Origin of the sequence: Microcystis sp. LE19-131.1A (genome assembly GCF_027532015.1) — a bacterium.
Lineage (GTDB): Bacteria > Cyanobacteriota > Cyanobacteriia > Cyanobacteriales > Microcystaceae > Microcystis > Microcystis ichthyoblabe_A.
Genome location: NZ_JAPZSS010000015.1, coordinates 46117 through 65211, shown reverse-complemented (window position 1 = coordinate 65211; position 19095 = coordinate 46117). Strand labels below are relative to the sequence as shown.

The 19095-nt window shown below is 40.7% G+C and carries 12 protein-coding genes; 4 read left to right on the top strand and 8 right to left on the bottom strand.

The genetic code is table 11. From position 1 onward, the window contains the following. Window positions 1-165: 165 nt before the first annotated feature. Window positions 166-3558 carry a HypX (modular protein) gene (locus O9323_RS01530; protein ID WP_288124590.1) on the top strand — a complete coding sequence of 1131 codons (3393 nt, stop codon included), beginning with the start codon at window positions 166-168 and terminating at the stop codon, window positions 3556-3558. Between the two features lie 168 nt (window positions 3559-3726). Here O9323_RS01530 and O9323_RS01525 read toward each other — a convergent pair whose 3' ends face one another. The 3 genes from O9323_RS01525 to O9323_RS01515 all read right to left on the bottom strand — a co-directional run bounded on the left by O9323_RS01525 (window position 3727) and on the right by O9323_RS01515 (window position 8158). Next, on the bottom strand, window positions 3727-5778 hold the full coding sequence (locus tag O9323_RS01525; protein WP_288124589.1) for an FAD-dependent oxidoreductase: 2052 nt from the start codon (window positions 5776-5778) through the stop codon (window positions 3727-3729). Between the two features lie 243 nt (window positions 5779-6021). After that, a complete protein-coding gene (locus tag O9323_RS01520) occupies window positions 6022-6585 on the bottom strand; it encodes a Uma2 family endonuclease (protein ID WP_288124588.1) in 564 nt (187 codons plus the stop codon). Window positions 6586-6631: 46 nt separating this feature from the next. Beyond that, window positions 6632-8158, bottom strand: a complete 1527-nt coding sequence (locus O9323_RS01515; RefSeq protein ID WP_288124587.1) for a bifunctional aminoglycoside phosphotransferase/ATP-binding protein — start codon at window positions 8156-8158, stop codon at window positions 6632-6634. An 836-nt stretch (window positions 8159-8994) separates the two neighbouring features. Here O9323_RS01515 and O9323_RS01510 point away from each other — a divergent pair. Together O9323_RS01510 and O9323_RS01505 are read left to right on the top strand one after the other, a co-directional pair. Beyond that, window positions 8995-10815, top strand: a complete 1821-nt coding sequence (locus tag O9323_RS01510; RefSeq protein ID WP_288124586.1) for an EAL domain-containing protein — start codon at window positions 8995-8997, stop codon at window positions 10813-10815. A gap of 189 nt (window positions 10816-11004) precedes the next feature. Then, complete coding sequence (locus O9323_RS01505; protein WP_016517207.1) at window positions 11005-12006, top strand: phosphoribulokinase; 1002 nt, start codon at window positions 11005-11007, stop codon at window positions 12004-12006. A 51-nt stretch (window positions 12007-12057) separates the two neighbouring features. Here O9323_RS01505 and O9323_RS01500 read toward each other — a convergent pair whose 3' ends face one another. The 5 genes from O9323_RS01500 to O9323_RS01480 all read right to left on the bottom strand — a co-directional run bounded on the left by O9323_RS01500 (window position 12058) and on the right by O9323_RS01480 (window position 17348). Continuing rightward, complete coding sequence (locus tag O9323_RS01500) at window positions 12058-12771, bottom strand: response regulator (RefSeq protein WP_288124600.1); 714 nt, start codon at window positions 12769-12771, stop codon at window positions 12058-12060. 789 nt (window positions 12772-13560) lie between these two features. Continuing rightward, window positions 13561-14622 carry an S-methyl-5-thioribose-1-phosphate isomerase gene (mtnA, locus tag O9323_RS01495; protein WP_002776457.1) on the bottom strand — a complete coding sequence of 354 codons (1062 nt, stop codon included), beginning with the start codon at window positions 14620-14622 and terminating at the stop codon, window positions 13561-13563. A gap of 158 nt (window positions 14623-14780) precedes the next feature. Next, a complete protein-coding gene (locus O9323_RS01490) occupies window positions 14781-15176 on the bottom strand; it encodes a helix-turn-helix domain-containing protein (RefSeq protein ID WP_002743536.1) in 396 nt (131 codons plus the stop codon). 193 nt (window positions 15177-15369) lie between these two features. After that, a complete protein-coding gene (locus tag O9323_RS01485) occupies window positions 15370-16977 on the bottom strand; it encodes an MFS transporter (RefSeq protein ID WP_002739918.1) in 1608 nt (535 codons plus the stop codon). Window positions 16978-17060: 83 nt separating this feature from the next. Next, window positions 17061-17348, bottom strand: coding sequence for a YggT family protein (locus tag O9323_RS01480; protein WP_002750032.1), 288 nt, complete (start codon window positions 17346-17348; stop codon window positions 17061-17063). 241 nt (window positions 17349-17589) lie between these two features. On the opposite strand from O9323_RS01480, the gene fumC reads away from it, so the two are divergent. Continuing rightward, the gene (gene fumC, locus O9323_RS01475) at window positions 17590-18993 is read left to right on the top strand and encodes a class II fumarate hydratase (RefSeq protein WP_002750033.1); all 1404 of its coding nucleotides are present in this window, start codon (window positions 17590-17592) and stop codon (window positions 18991-18993) included. The last annotated feature ends 102 nt before the right edge of the window (window positions 18994-19095 follow it).

The window sequence follows — 19095 nt, the reverse complement described above, 5'->3', positions numbered from 1 at the left end:
GCACTACAAAGGCTAACAAACCAATTACCGATAATTTTAACAAGGTTTACAAAAATTAATGCAGATTTTTTATGCACATCCCCCAGATTAGCCTGTATTATATGAACATAACTATTGATCAAAACGGGCATCTAGGGCTGAATCATCAGAGTAACATCTAAACCTATGAGCGATCTGGACACAGAAAATCAAAGACAAAGCGATGAAGACCGACAAAGAGATGCTGCGGTGTATTTGCATCTCCTCAACAATTTGACCGATTTGGACATTAGTGAGGATAGTCCCAAACCGAATGAGTACAAAATAGCCAAACAATGGCGACAAAATCGCATTTTTGTCCGGCGAGTGCTGCGTTCGGTGATGGGAGAGCGTTACCAAGAAAAGGAACGCGAGGAGCGGGTACCCAGTTTAAGCTTGGGGAAATTAGTTACTATTCTTAGCTCACTGGAGGCTTATTGGCAAGGAGAGTCAGCCAAAAATAAGGATAGCTTAGCCCAAAAAATGATCAATAAGTTTACCCAACAAGAAAAAGAACGAGTTCTCAAAAAATATGCACAGTTATCTCTGGATGAAAGGGATAAATTGAAATTACTTGTTCATCCCGAAGCTGGTTTACTTGAGCAGTTAAAAGAGATCATTACCGATGAAATACAGCAGGATTCCCTAGACGTTGTTAGCTTTTATAAACAGGCCATTAATCTATACAGTTCCCAAAAACAACAACACAGTTACCTAAAATCTCTTGACCCAAATGATAATCAAAATCTAGATGAATCTTTAGGTAATCAGATTATAGAGTATATTCAACCCCGATTAAAAAAATATTATCAGCATTTATCAACAGGCTCGGAGCAGGAAATTATCAAGGATTTGGTTGATAAGATTTTAAGAGAAGTGAGCCGGACAGAATTTCAAGCTGGACTCAGACAAATTAAAACTGTTGTCGGGCAATGTCCAGATTTTGTTAAGAATAATTTAACTAGCGATTCCATATCCAATCTCTTTTTGGAAAGTCTGAGCAATTCAATTATCAAAAATAATTTATTAGGAGATAAATTTCCCGTTTATATCGACTATTTAGAAATTGAGAAAGTCAAACCTCTGCCCCTAAAATTATACCGAGGCAAAACAGGTTTAATCAATACCGATTTTCTCGATGATCCTGAAGACGAAAATGAGTATTATGCTCAAGGATTAGAAAAACAGATAGCTTATAGGGTGCGAGTGTATTTTTATGTCTATCCCCCAGAGAACTGGAAACCAAAACCAACCTTAGAAGAAAAAGAAATCAGCCAATTTTTCAAGCAAGAAGAATCAAACAGTCGATTAGAATTTTGTGAAGAAGTGGTAGGTGTGGGCAGTCCTATCGCTCATATCACCACCGCAATTAATCGATTTTTGTTTGAGGGGATAGATATTTTGAAAAAGCAAGGATATCTACCTGTCACCCAAAAAATAGTCAGTGAAGATAAAGTGATTGGCAATACAAGAAATAGTGCTGTTTGGTCTTATTCTCTGGTTAAGTTATGCAAACAGGAAGATGTGAAAAAATCTCTAGAAGGTGAAATTAATTATAATCAAATTGTCGCCGATCAAGAATTAGCAACAGGAGAATTTTATGGATTTGATCTTCTAGAATCTGCCGCTAAGTCTGCCCTTCATGCTCGACTGAGAGCCATTGAAAAAACGGCAATTGATTCTCAGCAATATCTACAACAACTTTGTCAGAGAATTGAGGAAAAATATATACTAGAAAAAGCAGAAAAATGGATAAAATTCTACCCTTTCTCTCTCAGGGCTATGCAAGATTATTTAGAAAAAAAGCTGTTTAAGGATAAATATCGCAATTGGGATGAGAGAAATTTCAAGGAAGTTAATAATAATCAAGCTTGGAGTAGGGTGGCCTATGAAGCACATTTGGCAATTATTCAAGTATATCTTCAAGAGGGTCTCTATCGTATTGCCCAAAAATATCTTGAGGTTATTAAACCCCATATCGAAAAGGGACGACTAGACGATAAACTATTAGTTAGTCTCTACCATATCTGTCTATTTGATTATCATTTTTATACAGACCTTGAAGATGAGGAACGTGACCATCAAGAAAGGGGTTCTGCAATTCGTAAAGCTGAAGAATATTTGAACACTGCTGAAGAATATTTGCAGAAATATTTGAAAGAATACGCAATCATTGGTGAATACTCTCAAACTAATGCTCATCCTTTTTTCTATTATCTATCTCGTATCTATTCTCACCGCGCCAAAATTTATATCTTTTTCCCTTACATTGCTCAATTACCCAATCCCAAAACTCATTTATTAATTGAACCTCTTCGTCTCTTAGAAAAAGCTCGTATTTATGCGGCTAGAGACGGTGATGCTAATTACTATGCTTACTGGACAGTGTATCAAATTTGGTCTTATTTAATCACCGCCTATGTCGGAGACACCAATCGATTAACGGAAAAATTTAGCCGCCAAAATTGTCTAGGATGGGCCGAACGTTTAATTAAAAATGCTCTTGATTGTTATGGAGAGCGAGGCAGAAAATCTTATCAACAGATAAAAAATTATAGTGGTAAACAGAAAACAGAGTTTAGTGGATTAAAACCGGATTCGACTATTATATTTTATGAGCAATACAATGATATTTATGTGCAAACCATTCCCCCAATTATTGAAATCGGAAAGGGTAGCAGCCACTTAGACGAGTTTTATCAAAAAACTATTGAAATCGGAAAGGGCAGCAGAAACTTAGACGAGTTTTATCAAAAAATTCAAAAAACATTTAATGAATCTAGTCAATCTCAAGAAGAAATTACACAGCCAACTATGCCAGACAATCCAGACAATAAAGCTTCTTCATTTAGTATTGAAGAAATATTTGGTATTCAAGAAAAAATTATACAGCTACCCATGTCAGCATTAACTTACCTTGACTCAAATTCAGATAATAAAGTTTATTTATTTGGTATTCACGCTAGTCTTCTTTTATTTGGGTTGGGACTGGTGGAACTTTGTAAAGATAATCAGGAAGAAGGATTAGAAGAAAGTATTCGTATGGCGATGAAAAGGTTTACTTTAGGAGCGGCAATTGCATCTGAGGGAACAGTGGATGAAAAAAGAGGAGAAAAAACCTATCTTCAGCGAATATTTACCGAGCAAAAGCCAAATAAAGGTCAAAAAATGCCCGAAGATTTTCAAATTAGAGGCTTATATCCTCACCGGTTAACTCAGTTTACCGCTAAAGGGAAAATTTTTGCAGCAACCTGTCGAGTAATTCTCCTTTTGTATAACTACGAAAAATATAGTAGCTATTGGCCAGAGGTCGCCTATCTTTTGAATGATTTACACGATGCTCAAACTATTATAAGATCGAATAATCCTGATTATTCTTTGGGACAAAATCGCTATAGTGGTCATCTAGAACAACAATTTAAAGGGGTTAAAAGTTACTTGGAAAGTCAGAAAAATTCTGGCAAATCAGGTTCTTTAGAGGAAATTAGAAACAGAATTGTCACTGATATATTCAAAATACTTCGCGGCGACAAAGTGTAAGCTGCCCACCCACTTAAATTACTTGTTGAGATGAGGCACTCTTGCAACAGTAAAGGGATTGGGGGAGATTCAGCCAATCTAAGGATAGGGGGGTGAAAATGCGTCTTAGCTTAAAACCCCAGACCCTGCACCCTAACCCCACCAACAAACTTTTTCAGCAGACCCTAATTAATACCAATTATCCATCGACCGGAAAATTGAGGCATCGGGGAACACAGTGGGATTACCACTAGCGTCGATTTTTTGCCGTAATTCTCGCAGTTGTTTATTCCCGATGAGAAAATCACTTTCTACTAATTGATAGGGCAGTACATTATTATCTAAAGCATACACTGCCGTGATGCCAGCAGCTACCCCAGAGGACCACTCGAAGGAATGGACACGATAGGCGGCCGCGGCAATATGACTGAGAGCGATACTTTTACCCGCTATCAGTAAATTATCGATTTTTTGGGGAATTATAGCCCTTAAAGGTATCTCAAAAGGATAAGCTTGGCCCTGTCCCTGTCTTTCTCCTGCTTTTTCTGTATTACCCGGTTTTTCGGGGGGATGTTCCGTCATGCAGGGATGAAAATCAATCGCATAGTGACCGATACCGACGGAATCGGGGTAAATAGTCGATCGCTTGCGTTTAACGGCCTGATCGGGGGATAATGTGCCATCAAGTACGGAAAATCCCTCTAATCCTGCCAAGGTGGCAATTAAGCGCCGATATTCTGCCGGGGAAAGATTTTGACGATAGAAATCGCTTTGAAAATTTTGTCGGGAAATATCGATTTCCGTGACGGTAAAACCAGTGGGGAAAGTCAGGGAAGGACGACCGATAATCCGTCTTGCTTCCCGAATATAGGGATATTTTGACAAACCGTGGGCAGTACCCATGGGAGAATCAAAACCAGAGAGATAACGGTTATTCAAATGGGGAACTTTTACCCCGTCTCCTAACTGGGAATCGGTCGTCCCTTCTACTAGCCAATAATAGTAGGAAATGGCGTGTTCTTCGCCCCTCGCGAGGGTTTCGGTGCGTAATCCTCCCATCCATCCCCCCGGAGATAACTGCCCTAGCTCTTGCAACTGTTCACGGGTGTAGATAAAGTTATCCTTAGCAGTCCCCGGACGATAATCATTTCCCCAGGTCCAATTCTGCATGGAAATATCCCCCGGGACGGGTTCGGTAAAAGTAATTCCCCCAAAGGTTTTCTCTTTACCCAGTTGCGGACTCCAAATACGACGATAGGTGAAAACGAGGTCAAAATCGGCTAATCGCGGCAATTCATAGCTAAAATAGGGGGCATAGCGTTCATAATAAACCGGTTTCTCGTGGGTTTGGGGTTTTTCTGTTTCCTCCATGGCAAAGGTATAGGTAAAGCCTTGGGTACAGTAGGGGTCGCCAGTGACGCTAGAGGAAGAAGGTTCGAGATAACTGCGCTTATCGACCCCTAAACGGTAGGGAATATCTGATAATCCGATGATTTCTCCAGTTTCGGTCGCTTCAATCACATACCAATCTGCTAATTGATTCGGTTGGGGGGATTTGGAGACAAAACGGAGGATTTTTTTATCAAAACGGGGAGAATTTTCGTAGCGATAGATATCCGCCATTTTTTGCGATAAAAACTCGGTATTTAGGGGAGGAGTACCTTTTGCGGGACTATGTTGAATGGCAATTACACTGGTAATCTGTTGACCAGTGCCGCGATTGGGTAAAGTTTCAGTATTTAATTCTTTGACTACCGTGGAGGGAAACCATTTCAGGGTTCCTTTGCCTTTTTTGGCAGCGTCTTCTAACTGTTGAAATAATAATTTATGTCCATCAAAAGGCAAAAAACAAGACCCGCTTACCCAACATTCTCCGGGGTTGCGTTTCCCGTAATGCTTTCTAATTCTTTCCCTAAATTCTAGATAACCTTTCGGGAAAAATAATTTTTCTCTTTGTGTCCGTCTTTCATCTAATGCGGAGGTTCCCTGAGAAGATATCTGTCCCCCCACCCAGTCGGTAATCTCGGTTAAACAGACGGTTTTTCCTAATAATAAGGCTTCGTAGGCCGCACCGGCACCGGCTAAACCACCACCCACCACCAGAATATCACAGCCGACGGTTTGATCCGGTTCTCGCGGGGGGGCTGCTAGGGTGAGGGGAGTGAAAGCTTGCAGGAGAAATAATCCCAGAGAGAGGGATTTAAGGGGAGTAAAGTGATGATTGAAAATTTTAGGGGACATTATTGACAAATATCAATGTTGTGGCTGAGAGTTTCCTCTTTATTTGAAGAAGAAGCCAGAGCATCTGTTCCTGAAATCCTGATGGTTTTTTTGGGATATATTGAGAACTTTGTAGCTTGATGCTGGCCTTTGAGAGATTATACACCTTCAAGCTGACAATCGATCGCTTTTCCGGAAATGTTTTGACACAATAGAGATAGCCTGATTCTGTCTCATTCCCTTTGTTATTCCCTGTCATCCTTGCTAAGTTAAATTCAAAACAAATCCGGGTAAGACATCTTCCCCAGATAAAGTAGCAGGTAAATTAATAATTTCCACACCGCTATTTAGTCGGTAGATTTCCACCTGCTGCTGTTGAGGATTAATCAACCAACCCAAACGTAAACCACTGGCTAAATATTCGCGCATCTTTTCGCGTAAAGAGGTTAAGGAATCGCTACGAGAACGTAATTCAATCACAAAATCGGGACATAAAGGTGGGAACTTTTCTCGCTCTTCTGCGCTCAAAGCTTCCCATCTTTCCCGTTTTATCCAAGCAACATCAGGAGAACGATATCCTCCCTTTGGTAAACGAAAAATTGTCGAAGAACTAAACACCTCACCAAGTTGAGTTTGCTCGTTCCATACCCCCACTTTAACAATCAAATTAGCTTCTTGTTTACCAGTATTTCCACCCACGGGAGGCATAATTAATAATTCTCCTTTTTGATTACGTTCTAAATTCCATGTTTGATTAGCCTGACAGAGATGATAAAATTGTTCATCGGTCAGATTAACTGTCTCTAGATTTAACACTACAGTTTTCATAATCGCTTCTCCTTTTTGCTACTTTATATCATTGATTCATATCAACCTATTTACCTAATTGACTCTCTAAAAATTCTGGCCAATCGGGATTAGTAGTGTCTAGGGAAATTAGATAGGGTTGTTCCTTTTCATTAAAAGGTTCTGTTTTCTCAATTTGGGCATTTAACACCTCGATAGTAGCGTCAGAAATATCGCCTTTTCTAGCGGCAATCCGTTGTTTTAAAACTTCTATAGGTGCGTGACAATGGACGATATGAAAAGGAATCTTTAAATTTTGGGCATAGGTTAATAAGGGTTCTCGCCAAGCATATTTATCGTAGCGCGCATCGAGAATAACTGGATAACCTAAAGTTATTAAAATTCGGGCTAATTCCGCTAGTCTAGCGAAGGTTTTTTGACTCATTTCGAGACTATATATATCTAGACTTCCTGTTTGATTTAAGTCAATTCCAGCCAAATGTTTGCGAACTGCATCGGAACGAATCTGAATAGCATTAAGATTTTTAGCAATTACTTTCCCTATGGTACTCTTACCCGATGCAGAAAATCCCGACATCAGAATTAATCTCGGTTTCTGCGGTTGTGTGTACTGCCAAGCTAATTGATAATAATCCTGTGCATCTGCTTTAATTTTCTCAGAAAAAGTGTCACCATCAAGCAGAAAACTATTGACTTTTGCCCTCACATACGCTTGTCTAGTCAGGTAGAGAGGCAAGACTTTTAAACCCTCCCAGTCAGCGGTTTGTTCTAAATAAGTATTGACAAATAAATTAGCGAAATCTTCTCTCCCCCTAGCGGTTAAATCCATGGCTGTAAAAGCAAGATCATACATGACATCAACGAAGCGAAAAGATTCATTAAATTCTATGCGATCAAATAATTGTATTTCTCCCTGCCACTGACAGATATTATTTAAATGTAGGTCTCCATGACATTCGCGAATCATCCCTTTTATTTGTCTTTCCTCTAACCAATCTCGGTGTTCTGCGAAGAATTTATCTGTATAAGCTTTTGTTTCATCGTATTGTTTTTGGGTTTGGACAAAATTAATATATTTCTCGGTTTGTTGGTAGTTTTCATCAAAAGCTTGTTTAACAATTTCCAAATTACCAAACTGAGTAATATAGGAATTACTCACCGCTTTCCGATGAAATTGTGCCACTTTTTCAGCCAAAGACTCGATCGCTTTTTCCGTTAGTTCTCCCCGTTCAAAAATTTTACTCAGTAAACATTCTTGGGGAAACTGATTCATTTTTAAAATATATTCTATCACTTTTCCTTCTCCATTTAAACTTATGCTACCCTGTTCTTCATTAATTGACAAAACTTCCAGATAGATATTAGCAGCAACTTTTGTATTTAACTCTAGTTCCTGTTCTAGATAATATTTTCTCTTTTCTAAAGTGGAGAAATCCAAAAAATTATAATTAACTGGTTTCTTGACTTTATAGGCATAATCTCCTGTCAAGAAGATAATTGAAGCATGGGTTTGGATAATTTCAACGGGAATTTTGACAGAATGAGGATAAAAGTCGGGATTTTTTAATTCTTCGATTAATCGGTTGCTATCCATAGGGAGAACTCCTCGGTGGTACATCTCATTTTTGTAAATTTACTAAGTTGAGATTTTTAAAGGGAAAATCTCTGCTAAAATCGGGCTTTATTTCTGATTTTATCACTCAATCTGGGACCTTGAGGGTTTCTACTCCCCGAAACCCGTTAGGGAGGACAGGAATTCGCAACCCGCGTGTGTGGTTTTAGATGTCCGTGGAGGAAGCACCTCTCCCAAAGTTCAGAAAGCATTAGCTTTGCAAGTGGTATGCTTATAGACGGTTGCCCGTACATTTGTATTGGTTTGTTGCTGATAGTCGGTATTTCTGCAAATGTGAGATGCAGCAGGTCTAAATTAATGAAAACTGCATCATGCAGGATGAGAGCTTTGCCAACTCAGCTTTAAGGGACTTGCGGGAATTAGGGATGCAGTTAGTTTTAGATAATTTTGATGCCGGCTATTCCTGATTAAGTTATATTTATAAATACACCTTCGACAGTTTGAAGATCGATCGATCAAACCTTTATCCAATCTTTACCATCAAAAACCAAGCATTTAGCTATGTTATCGACTATGATCAGCCTAGAGCAGAATTTGAATTTACGAGTTATTGCCGTTGGGGGAGAAAGTTTACAACAGTTGGACACTTGCCCACGTCTCGACTGTGAAGAAGTACAATGATTTTGGTCGACTCGGACTTTGAACCCTGAATATGTGACACAATTGCTGTTAAGTAACTGTTCCGAATTACCCCCAACACTTTATTGAGAAAATAAATTAACTTAAAGACGAATAAGCCGTAGCTTTTGAGAGAATAAATTAACTTATATTTTCACTTTTGTCGAGGTGCTGAAAAAATGATTAATGGTTCATCCAATTCCCGTTATCTCCTGATTGTGGAAGATCCTCAAGGTAGGAGAACAATTACCCTAGAGGACATGAAATATTCTCTGGGTCGTAAGTCTGATAATCAAATTGTTCTTCGCTCTAAACACGCGTCTCGCTATCATGCGACTTTAATTAAAAAGAGTATTGATCGCCAAAAATTTTCCTATTGGATTCTTGATGGTGATTTAGAGGGAAATAAAAGTCATAATGGCATTTACGTCAATGGGTCTAAATGCTTAATTCATGAATTAAAAGATGGTGATTTAATTAACTTTGGCTGTGATATAAATGCCAGTTTTCATTTAATAGCTAGTCAAGCAAAAATAGAGCGAGAATCAGTTGAAAATATAGAACAGTTACAAGGGAAAACTACGGAAAATGAAACCAATTCTAGCCATAATGACCCCCATGCAAAAAGTACCTTAATTCTCCGTCAAGCTCCATCGCAAATCATAAGTTTTAATAGCAAGATTCAAGAGGAATATTCTTCGGTTGTTCTCAAGGATTTACCTAACCGTTCCCTCTTTAATGAACACCTCTCAAGTGCTATTAATAATGCCCAGAAAAATAATCAACTGATCGGGCTATTATTATTGGATGTAGGGCAGCTAAGAAATGTCAACAATCAACTAGGTTATCGACTGGGGAACAAACTATTAAAAATCTTAATTGAACGTTTAAGAAAAAGTTTGCGATCAGAGGATATAGTCGCCCATTGGAGAGGGTACGAATTTATTATCCTGCTGTCACAAATTAATGATGCTAATGATCTAGAAAAGGTTGGTCAAAGAATTATTAAAACCCTAGAAAGTAATAATGAAATCGAAAATCACTCCCTAGTCGTGCGATTAAGTTTAGGTTCAGTTATCTATCCCCCCGACGGCACAGACAGGAAAGTAATATTACAGAAACTGGAGGAAAATTTAGTAGCAGTTAAGAATAATATAAATGATAACTCCCAGATAGAGTCGGTTAATGTTCACCCCAAAAATACTCGTAGTTCTAAAGTTGAATATTTTCTCTATCAGGCAATGAGAAATAATGAATTAGCTCTTTACTATCAACCGCAAGTTAATATCATTAAGGGGCAAGTGGAAGGATTGGAGGCATTATTGTGCTGGTTACACCCTCAATTCGGATTAATTCCCCCTAATCGTTTTTTACCCTTAGTCGAAGAAAGCGACTTAATCCTTGAGCTTAATCGTTGGGTACTAAAAAATGCCTGTCAACAGGCACAAATATGGCAGCAGCGGGGATTATTATACACTCCCATCTCGATCAATTTGTCCCCACACCAATTGCGTGATCCCCAGTTGCTCACCAACCTCAAAGAAGTCTTGACTGAAACCCAAATCGGGCCTTTCTTTCTGGAGGTAGAAATAACTGAGACAAGTTTACTGGAAAATAGCCGCGAAACCGGTCGAATTCTTGGGGATTTGCAGAAATTGGGTATTAGTATTACCCTCGATGATTTTGGCAGCGGTTACGCTTCGATCGCCTATCTCGGTCAATTTCCCGTGAAAAAACTGAAAATAGAGCAATCTTTAACAAAAAAACTGACTGATACTCCCCAAGATACCCGTTTTATCTCGTCATTGCTGGCGGTAGCGAAAAGTTTTAACTTAATAGCGATCGCCAAGGGAGTAGAAACCCAACAACAATTAGAAATCCTGCAAGAATTAGGTTGTGAGAGAATGCAAGGCAATCGCATCAGTTCCCCTCTAGCAGTGGAGGAAATGACGACATTTCTCCACACCCACCGCACCCTCTCAGTAATCAGTGATAACTGATTTTGGTCACTGATTCCGGTATGATCTGAACAGATTATCTAGTATCAAATACCTACTCATTCTAGCGTGAGGCTCTTGCCGAACCTGTCAGCAGCAGAAATTTGTGGCGGCGGGGTACTGCTCGATCCAGAGTCTGGTTTAATTACATACTATAGGGTTAACAATTAGTTGTGTATTTAGAGGGAAACTATGGCCAATAAGCCAGAGCGCGTGGTTCTAATCGGTGTAGCTGGGGACTCCGGTTGTGGGAAATCTACTTTTTTACGTCGTTTGACCGATTTATTCGGGGCCGAGTTTATGACAGTGATCTGTTTAGATGACTACCATTGCCTCGATCGCAAACAGAGAAAAGAGGTGGGTGTCACCGCACTCAATCCGAAAGCGAATAACTTTGACCTGATGTATGAGCAGATTAAAGCTCTTAAGGGAGGTCAAGCCATTAATAAACCTATTTATAATCATGAAACGGGGATGATCGATCCCCCCGAAATCATCGAACCGAATAAGGTAATCGTGATCGAGGGACTACACCCCTTATATGATGAACGAGTCCGGTCTCTATTAGATTTCAGCGTTTATCTCGATATTAGCGATGAAGTCAAAGTTAACTGGAAAATTCAACGGGATATGGCCGAGCGCGGTCACACCTATGATGATGTGATGGCGGCCATTAATTCTAGAAAACCGGATTTCAGTGCCTATATCGATCCCCAAAGACAGTACGCTGACGTGGTGATTCAAGTGCTGCCCACCAAATTACTTGAAGATCACGAAAGTAAATTACTGCGGGTTCGTTTAATCCAGAAAGAAGGGGTGGAAAACTTTGAACCCGCTTATCTGTTTGATGAAGGTTCCACCATCGATTGGCGGCCCTGTGGTCGTAAATTGACCTGCACTTATCCCGGTATTAAACTCTACTACGGTCCAGATGGCTTCTTGGGGAATGAAGTGTCGATTCTGGAACTAGATGGTCAATTCGATAACCTCGAAGAAATGATCTACATCGAAAGCCATTTGAGCAAAACCGGCACTAAATACTACGGTGAAATGACGGAATTACTGCTCAAACACAAAGATTATCCCGGCTCTACCAATGGTACGGGTTTATTCCAAGTCTTAGTCGGTCTCAAAATGCGTGAAACCTACGAAAAACTAATGGCGGCCGAATCAAAAGTGGTAGCCCAAGTCTAGTTTCTAGTTTTGACCGAACCGGCATCCTAACCCTAGAGGATGCCGGTTTTTTTAGTCCACTAATCCTGATCGCAGGGCCAACACTGCCGCTTGAGTGCGATCATCCACAGAGAGTTTATTTAAGATATTGCGGACATGGGTTTTCACCGTGCCGATAGTGATATAGAGTCGGTTGCCAATCTGAGCATTACTAAAACCCCCGACAATCAGAGCGAGAATTTCTAGCTCTCGTTCTGTTAGGGGCACATTTTCCAGCAATTGGCGATGTTCTGGGTCAACGCCTTGAATTATCACTGTTTTGCCGTCGGTGCGGCTACTGGTGGCAAAATTTTGGCGCACTTGTTGCCGAATAACGCCGACGATCACGGGATCGATCCAAGGATTGCCTTCGTGGGTGGAATAAATCACCTCGATTAACTTATCAATGCTAATATCCTTCATACAGTAGGAATCAGCCCCAGCACTAAAAGCCGCTAAAACCTGTTCTTGGGTGTTGTACATGGTTAGCATGAGGATCTTCGTAGCCAAGCTGTCTTCGCCGCAATTTTGTTGGAAGCGTCGCATTAACTCAATCCCATCGATCATGGGCAAAGCTATATCGATGATCGCTACATCGGGTTTAGTCTCCTCTAGCAGTTTCAGTCCCTGTAATCCACTGATGGCTTCTCCCACCAATTGAATACCCTCTCGATGCTGGAGAGCCGCCACTAACCCCATGCGGGTTAAATCGTGATCCTCTATGACGATAACCCGCACTTTATCCATATTTTTTCCCGGTTGTGCTGAACTAGGCGATGATTCAATAATTTTGGCTTTTGGATTATTAGAGCCGTTCCTAAACATTTACTTCACTCCCTTCCTTGAATTGAATTCCACTTTCTTATCTTCATTCGGCAATCACCTGTTTCCGGTTGATTTTATTGATACTTACTAAAAGCAGAGATGGCAAATATACTTAGCCTCCCCTAAAATCTACTCAAATCTACCCAAATCTAGACTTTACTACTCCGATCTTGGTCTTTACTCTTGTACTATAACATCGTGTAAATCTCGATGAGGTAAAGATTTAACAGGAATAAATTTTCGAGATGCTTGGGTTTTAAGAGAATAAAACCAAGCTCTGGTTCATTTAATTTTTTTAGACTATCTCAACACAAATCTTTTAAGTAAACAAAAAGATATACTTGGGGATTAACTAAGATTAATTAAGCTGAATAATAGCATTTAACTATAGATAAAAGCAAATCCTAATCATTGTCTTCCTTGATTTTATTCCCATACGCTATTTTAGTTTATTTGTCAATAGTGATCTTACCCATTTTTCCCTTGGCCGTCACCTCCAATTGGATTGAGGCGGAATTTTTCCCCACTGTGCCAAGGGACTTGCGTGGGAATAATATCCCAATCGATCGGAGGGCGCAAGCTTTGCGCCCCTACAGTAACGGATTTTGTCCACAATGTAGGGGCGAACTGCGTTCGCCCAAAAGGTACATTATCAAAGCGCAAGTCCCCAATCCAGATAAAAATGGTATCAGTGGGGAAAAAGCTCACCCCCTAGGATTCCTGTAAAAAAATTAATTCAGCCGGCGTTACCGCTCCTTTTTCGGTAATGATAGCGGTGATGAAAGCGGCGGGAGTAACATCAAAAGCGGGGTTATAAAAATTAACATTTCTAGGGCAAAGGGTTGTCGTCCCCACCTGATAAATTTCGGCACTATCGCGCTGTTCGATCGGTATCCCCGTACCATCCTTAAGGGAAAAATCCACCGTCGATAGGGGGGCAGCCACATAAAAAGGCAGATTATGAGCTTTCGCCACCACCGCGAGGGAATAGGTGCCGATTTTGTTGGCCGTGTCCCCATTGGCCGCAATGCGATCGGCCCCAACGATCACCGCATCGATCAGTTTTTGCTGCATACAGTGGGCCGCCATGCTATCGGTGATCACGGTGACGGGAATTCCCTCCCGCGCACATTCCCAGGCGGTTAATTTTGCTCCTTGCAACCTTGGCCGGGTTTCATCTGCATACACTTGTATTAATCTACCCGCCGTCCAAGCGGAACGAATTACCCCTAAAGCAGTGCCATAACTGGCCGTGGCTAGGGACCCAGTATTACAGTGGGTTAAAATTGTCAGTTTTTCCGGTTGCTCCGGCAGCGCCAATAAACCATGATGACCGATCGCCCGACAGGTTTCCACGTCTTCTTTTTGGATATTGTGGGCAGTTTCAAGAAGATTTTTGCTAATTATTGCCACTTCTGGGCCACTTTCCCTGGCCACTTTTAACATTCGCTCGATCGCCCAGAATAAATTCACCGCCGTGGGCCGGGTTTGGGCTAATCGATCGGCTATTCTAGTTAAATCGGCCAGAAACTGCTCTTTCTGGTTGGTTTTAATTTCCTGCGCTCCTAAAACCATACCATAGGCAGCCGCTACCCCGATCGCCGGGGCGCCGCGCACAATCATCGTTTCGATCGCCCGGGCCATGGCTTCACTGCTGGTGATCTCAACTTCCCCATACTCCATGGGTAAACGGGTTTGATCGATCAGCCAGACTTTGTTATCTTGCCAACGCACGGGATAGATTGAGTTATTCTCGGCATTGTTTGTGGTCATAATTAGTAATCTCCGTAATAGTTGCAAAATTTTGGTTTTTTTTAAGAGGTCTAGTCTCGTGCGCTCTAGTTACTTTAAGCGATCGAGCTTGGATTTTGGTCATAACTAGATTAGGGTTTAATCTTATATATCCCGAATTTTATCCTTTGTATTCTTGTCTAAGTTTTTGTACTCTTTCTATCTCTTTTTCGGTCGGGTGTAGAGTTTTTTTTGCGGGTGATTCTCAAGCGTTCGGCTATTCTTGCCACTGTGGTCACACTTAACAATATACCGGTTCTTTCTAGGAATAGTTTCGATAGTTCGGCTAGAGTTGCGTCATTATTTTCCTCAATCAAATCACCGAGGGCGATCATCTGTTCTGGCGTAAGTTTTAAATGACGGCCACATCGATAAGTCTTCGGTCGAATATCTCCCGTTTCTCGAGATTGCTTCAAAAGCTTTTGTACGAAACTTAAGGTTACACAGAATCTTTTCGCTAATTGTCTTTGAGAGATGGGTTCGTTATAATAACAGTCTAGGATTTTCTGACGGAACTCTACTGGATAGGATTTCATTTTTTGTACAATTTAGCTATCGATAACATTATACTCATTGAAGACATTATGCTGCCGGGTCGATTGTACCCAGTAATCAGTAGTTCAAAAGTCAATACAAATGCTTTAGGGTAAGGGTTTGCTGATTTTTTTGGACAGGAAGTTCGGGAATAAAAAAATAATTTCCTGTCTCCTGACGGCCGACAATTGATGTTTACTTTTCCTCTGGTCTTCTTGCTGCTAATTGGTCTAAAATTTCGGCGTGAACTTGGCGAGTAATTGGATAAAAATAGGCAAGAATTAAACTAATGATCAGAAAAAATGCCGGTAAAGGCGCAATTGCTAGGCGAATTGCTATTAAAGCACTATCCGGCTGCAGGGGAATTGCTTCTCCTGGTATTCTCGGTTTAAACCCCGATGTTTCTAGAGCAATACCGACAAGAAATAACCCCAAAGCTAAACCAATTTTTTGCAAAAGTACCATAAAAGCATAAAAAATACCTTCTCGACGTTTTCCTGTTTCTAATTCGTCTAATTCAATCACATCAGGAACCATTGACCAAGGAATTAAATAGGCCACAGATACGCCAAATCCCGCCAAAACTGCCAAAATATACATTAAAGTTATTTCTCCTGGTTGGAGCAAAAATAAACCAATTTGGGCAATAATCCAGAATATCATCCCTAAAAAATAGACTATCTTTTTGTCTAATTTTTGACTAACTGCTTGCCAAAAAAATAACATCACTAAAGCTGTCCCCTGTACTGCTAAAGCGACTAAACCCGATTCTGCTTCCGATAGTCTCATGTAGCTGACGACATAGTAAACCAAAATCGAGGCGGTTAATTGTACTCCTAACCAAGCACAAAGATAGATGCCAATAACGTATAAAAAGGGACGATTACCAAAAACTATTTTTAATTGTTCTTTCAGGGGAATAGTTTCGGTATTATCAGCAGCTTCTCTCTGTTTAATTGCCGCACCATCCCTGAGATGATTTTCAGTTTTACCATAGTAAATAGTTAAACCAGAAACTATCCCTTCTATTCCTAATAAAATTGTGGAAATAGCGATAAAGTCTCTGGGATTTCCCCCCATTTTTCCTACTCCATAGACCAAGGAAAGCGCACCGATAACTATAAAAGCAATTGCCAAAACTTTTTTCTGAGCGGGATTGAGAATCGCTTTTGCTCCTCGTTCTTGTAAAACTAAAGCGCACCAAATAACTGCTATAATTGAGATTAAAGCACAAACTACACCTAACAATAAAAAAGCTTTATGGAGATCATTGGCATAGGACGATGAGACGAGAATATAGAGAATTAATGAGAGAATGCTACCCCCGATCGAAAAGGCAAAACGAAAACTATTTAAGCGGGTTCTCTCATTATAATCATAAGTTAATTCAGGGGTGAGAGCCTGGTAGGGAAGATTGACTACCGTGTAGGTTAAATTAAAAATAATGCCGATAAAAATATAATATAAAAATAACCATAATTGGTTATTGGTCGGGATTAACCACAGTAAAAAATAGCTAATTCCGAAGGGAATCGACCCCAATAACATCCATGGTAAGCGACGACCCCAGATAGTACGAGTTCGATCGCTCCACATACCAATAATCGGATCGTTAATAGCGTCGAAAATTCTCACCACCATCAGCACACTACCGGCTAATCCTGCCGATAATCCTGCCACATCAGTGAGGAAAAATAGCAGGTAAAATACTGAGATATTGGCAGTGATAGCTGGTCCCAAATCGCCAGCACCATAGGCGATTTTTGTGGTTAAATTGAGTTTTTCATAACTTAAATGAGCCATAAACGCAATTACAGAGATTAAAATAAGCTTAACTGTTCTGGGGGCATTGTCAACCTTTTTCACCCAATATCCAAGAGGTCTAATTATTTTAAGGCCATGGTAATTAAACCCTGTTGACCGAGAAGAATTTCCCGCAGCAGCGTACAAATTCCCACCCAAATAATCGGAGAAATGTCAACTCCTCCCAAGGGGGGTATGAGTTTACGCACGGGGATTAAAAAAGGTTCTGTAGGCCAGGCAATAATATTAAAGGGGAAGCTATTTAAATCTACCTGTGGATTCCAAGTCAGCACGATCCGTAAGATAAACAAAAGGGTCATCAACCCTAAGATAATTCCCAATGTCCAACTTAATGCGATCGCTGTGTCCATAGTCTCCAATCCCGTCTTTTTTACTGATTATCTTCCCTAAAATATAACAGTTTTTGTCTCATAATCACTGCAGCACCCTGCCAGTTATTCTTGTCAACCTCCTGGATAAAAATGCCGACAGAAAAAGTCCCCATAGGGCTTGACAAACCAGCCAGACTTGACTTATACTTTTCTTATAGTGGGAATCCGTGTCGTCCTGGAGACCCTCTCTTTTCAGGCCAGATGCAGAAGTAACTTAAAGATGACAGAATTTCGCATCGAGAAAGACAGCATGGGAGAAATCCCCGTACCTGCCGATAAACTTTGGGGAGCGCAGACCCAAAGATCCCTACAATACTTTAGTATCGGTGATAATCTCATGCCCCGGGAGATGATCCGGTCTTATGCCATTCTCAAAAAAGCCTGTGCAATTGTCAATCAGCAAAAAAATCGTCTCAGTCAGGAGAGAAAAAACCTTATCTGTCAAGTCTGCGACGAAATTTTAGCCGGACAACACGCAGATAACTTTCCCCTCTACGTTTGGATGACGGGAAGTGGCACCCAGTTTAACATGAACATCAACGAAGTCATCTCCAATCGTTGCAGTCAACTGACGGGGAATCCTCTGGGTAGCAAAACGCCCGTGGATCCTAACGATCATGTTAATATGTCCCAATCGACTAATGATTCCTTTCCCTCGGCCATGTATATTGCCGTTGCCTTGGCAGTCAAGGAAAAATTAATTCCCAGTCTGCAACTATTACGGAATAGTCTCGATGAAAAGGCGCAATTATGGGCAAATATAGTTAAAATTGGTCGCACTCACCTACAGGATGCCACCCCTTTAACCCTCGGACAAGAATTCTCCGGTTATGTGGGTTTATTAGATGATGGCAGCGATTGGCTAGAAAAATGTCTAGAAAAAGTCTATCGTTTATCCTTGGGAGGAACAGCAGTGGGTACGGGAATTAATGCTCCCCCAGATTTTGATCGAGATGTGGCTGCCGAAATCGCTAATCTGACTAAATTACCCTTTATTACCGCTCCTAATAAGTTTACCGTGCAAGGTTCCCACGATGCTCTAGTTTTCTTGAGCGGGGGACTGAAAACTATCGCTAGTTCCCTCTATAAAATTGCTAATGATATCCGTTTACTTAGCTGTGGTCCCCGTTGTGGAATCGGAGAATTACAGCTGCCGGAAAATGAACCGGGTTCTTCAATTATGCCGGGGAAAGTTAATCCCACCCAATGCGAAGCTTTATCGATGATAGCAGTGCAGGTGATGGCTAATGATTTAGCGGTGACGATGGGAGGCGCTGGGGGACATCTGGAGATGAATGTTTATAAACCGCTGTTGATTCATAATCTCATGCAGTCTATCCGTTTGCTCACGGATGGTTGCGCTAATTTCTGTCAGTTTTTGGTTAAGGGGATGACTGCTAATCAAAAACAAATTGAGACTTTTTTAAATCAATCCTTGATGCTGGTGACTGCTTTAAGTCCCGTGATTGGCTACCAAAAGGCTGCCTACGTCGCTCATTATGCCCTAGAAAAGGATTTAACCCTGAAAGTGGCAGCCTTGCAACTAGGATACATCGAGGAAGAGGATTTTGATCGCATTGTTGACCCCGCTAAGATGGTCAATCCCTACGTTGCCGATGGTTAATTCTCTCAAGGGATAACTGCCACAAAAATCAGAGGTCGCAGGCAGGCACGGATTCCCATTATACATATAAGTATATGGCAAGCGGCGGGATTTGTCAAGCCC

What these genes read in the sequence shown, in the direction of transcription:
- O9323_RS01530 (WP_288124590.1), top strand. Translation starts at nt 166, where the DNA reads ATGAGCGATCTGGACACAGAAAATCAAAGACAAAGCGATGAAGACCGA.
- O9323_RS01525 (WP_288124589.1), bottom strand. Translation starts at nt 5,778, where the DNA reads ATGTCCCCTAAAATTTTCAATCATCACTTTACTCCCCTTAAATCCCTC.
- O9323_RS01520 (WP_288124588.1), bottom strand. Translation starts at nt 6,585, where the DNA reads ATGAAAACTGTAGTGTTAAATCTAGAGACAGTTAATCTGACCGATGAA.
- O9323_RS01515 (WP_288124587.1), bottom strand. Translation starts at nt 8,158, where the DNA reads ATGGATAGCAACCGATTAATCGAAGAATTAAAAAATCCCGACTTTTAT.
- O9323_RS01510 (WP_288124586.1), top strand. Translation starts at nt 8,995, where the DNA reads ATGATTAATGGTTCATCCAATTCCCGTTATCTCCTGATTGTGGAAGAT.
- O9323_RS01505 (WP_016517207.1), top strand. Translation starts at nt 11,005, where the DNA reads ATGGCCAATAAGCCAGAGCGCGTGGTTCTAATCGGTGTAGCTGGGGAC.
- O9323_RS01500 (WP_288124600.1), bottom strand. Translation starts at nt 12,771, where the DNA reads ATGGATAAAGTGCGGGTTATCGTCATAGAGGATCACGATTTAACCCGC.
- mtnA (WP_002776457.1), bottom strand. Translation starts at nt 14,622, where the DNA reads ATGACCACAAACAATGCCGAGAATAACTCAATCTATCCCGTGCGTTGG.
- O9323_RS01490 (WP_002743536.1), bottom strand. Translation starts at nt 15,176, where the DNA reads ATGAAATCCTATCCAGTAGAGTTCCGTCAGAAAATCCTAGACTGTTAT.
- O9323_RS01485 (WP_002739918.1), bottom strand. Translation starts at nt 16,977, where the DNA reads ATGGCTCATTTAAGTTATGAAAAACTCAATTTAACCACAAAAATCGCC.
- O9323_RS01480 (WP_002750032.1), bottom strand. Translation starts at nt 17,348, where the DNA reads ATGGACACAGCGATCGCATTAAGTTGGACATTGGGAATTATCTTAGGG.
- fumC (WP_002750033.1), top strand. Translation starts at nt 17,590, where the DNA reads ATGACAGAATTTCGCATCGAGAAAGACAGCATGGGAGAAATCCCCGTA.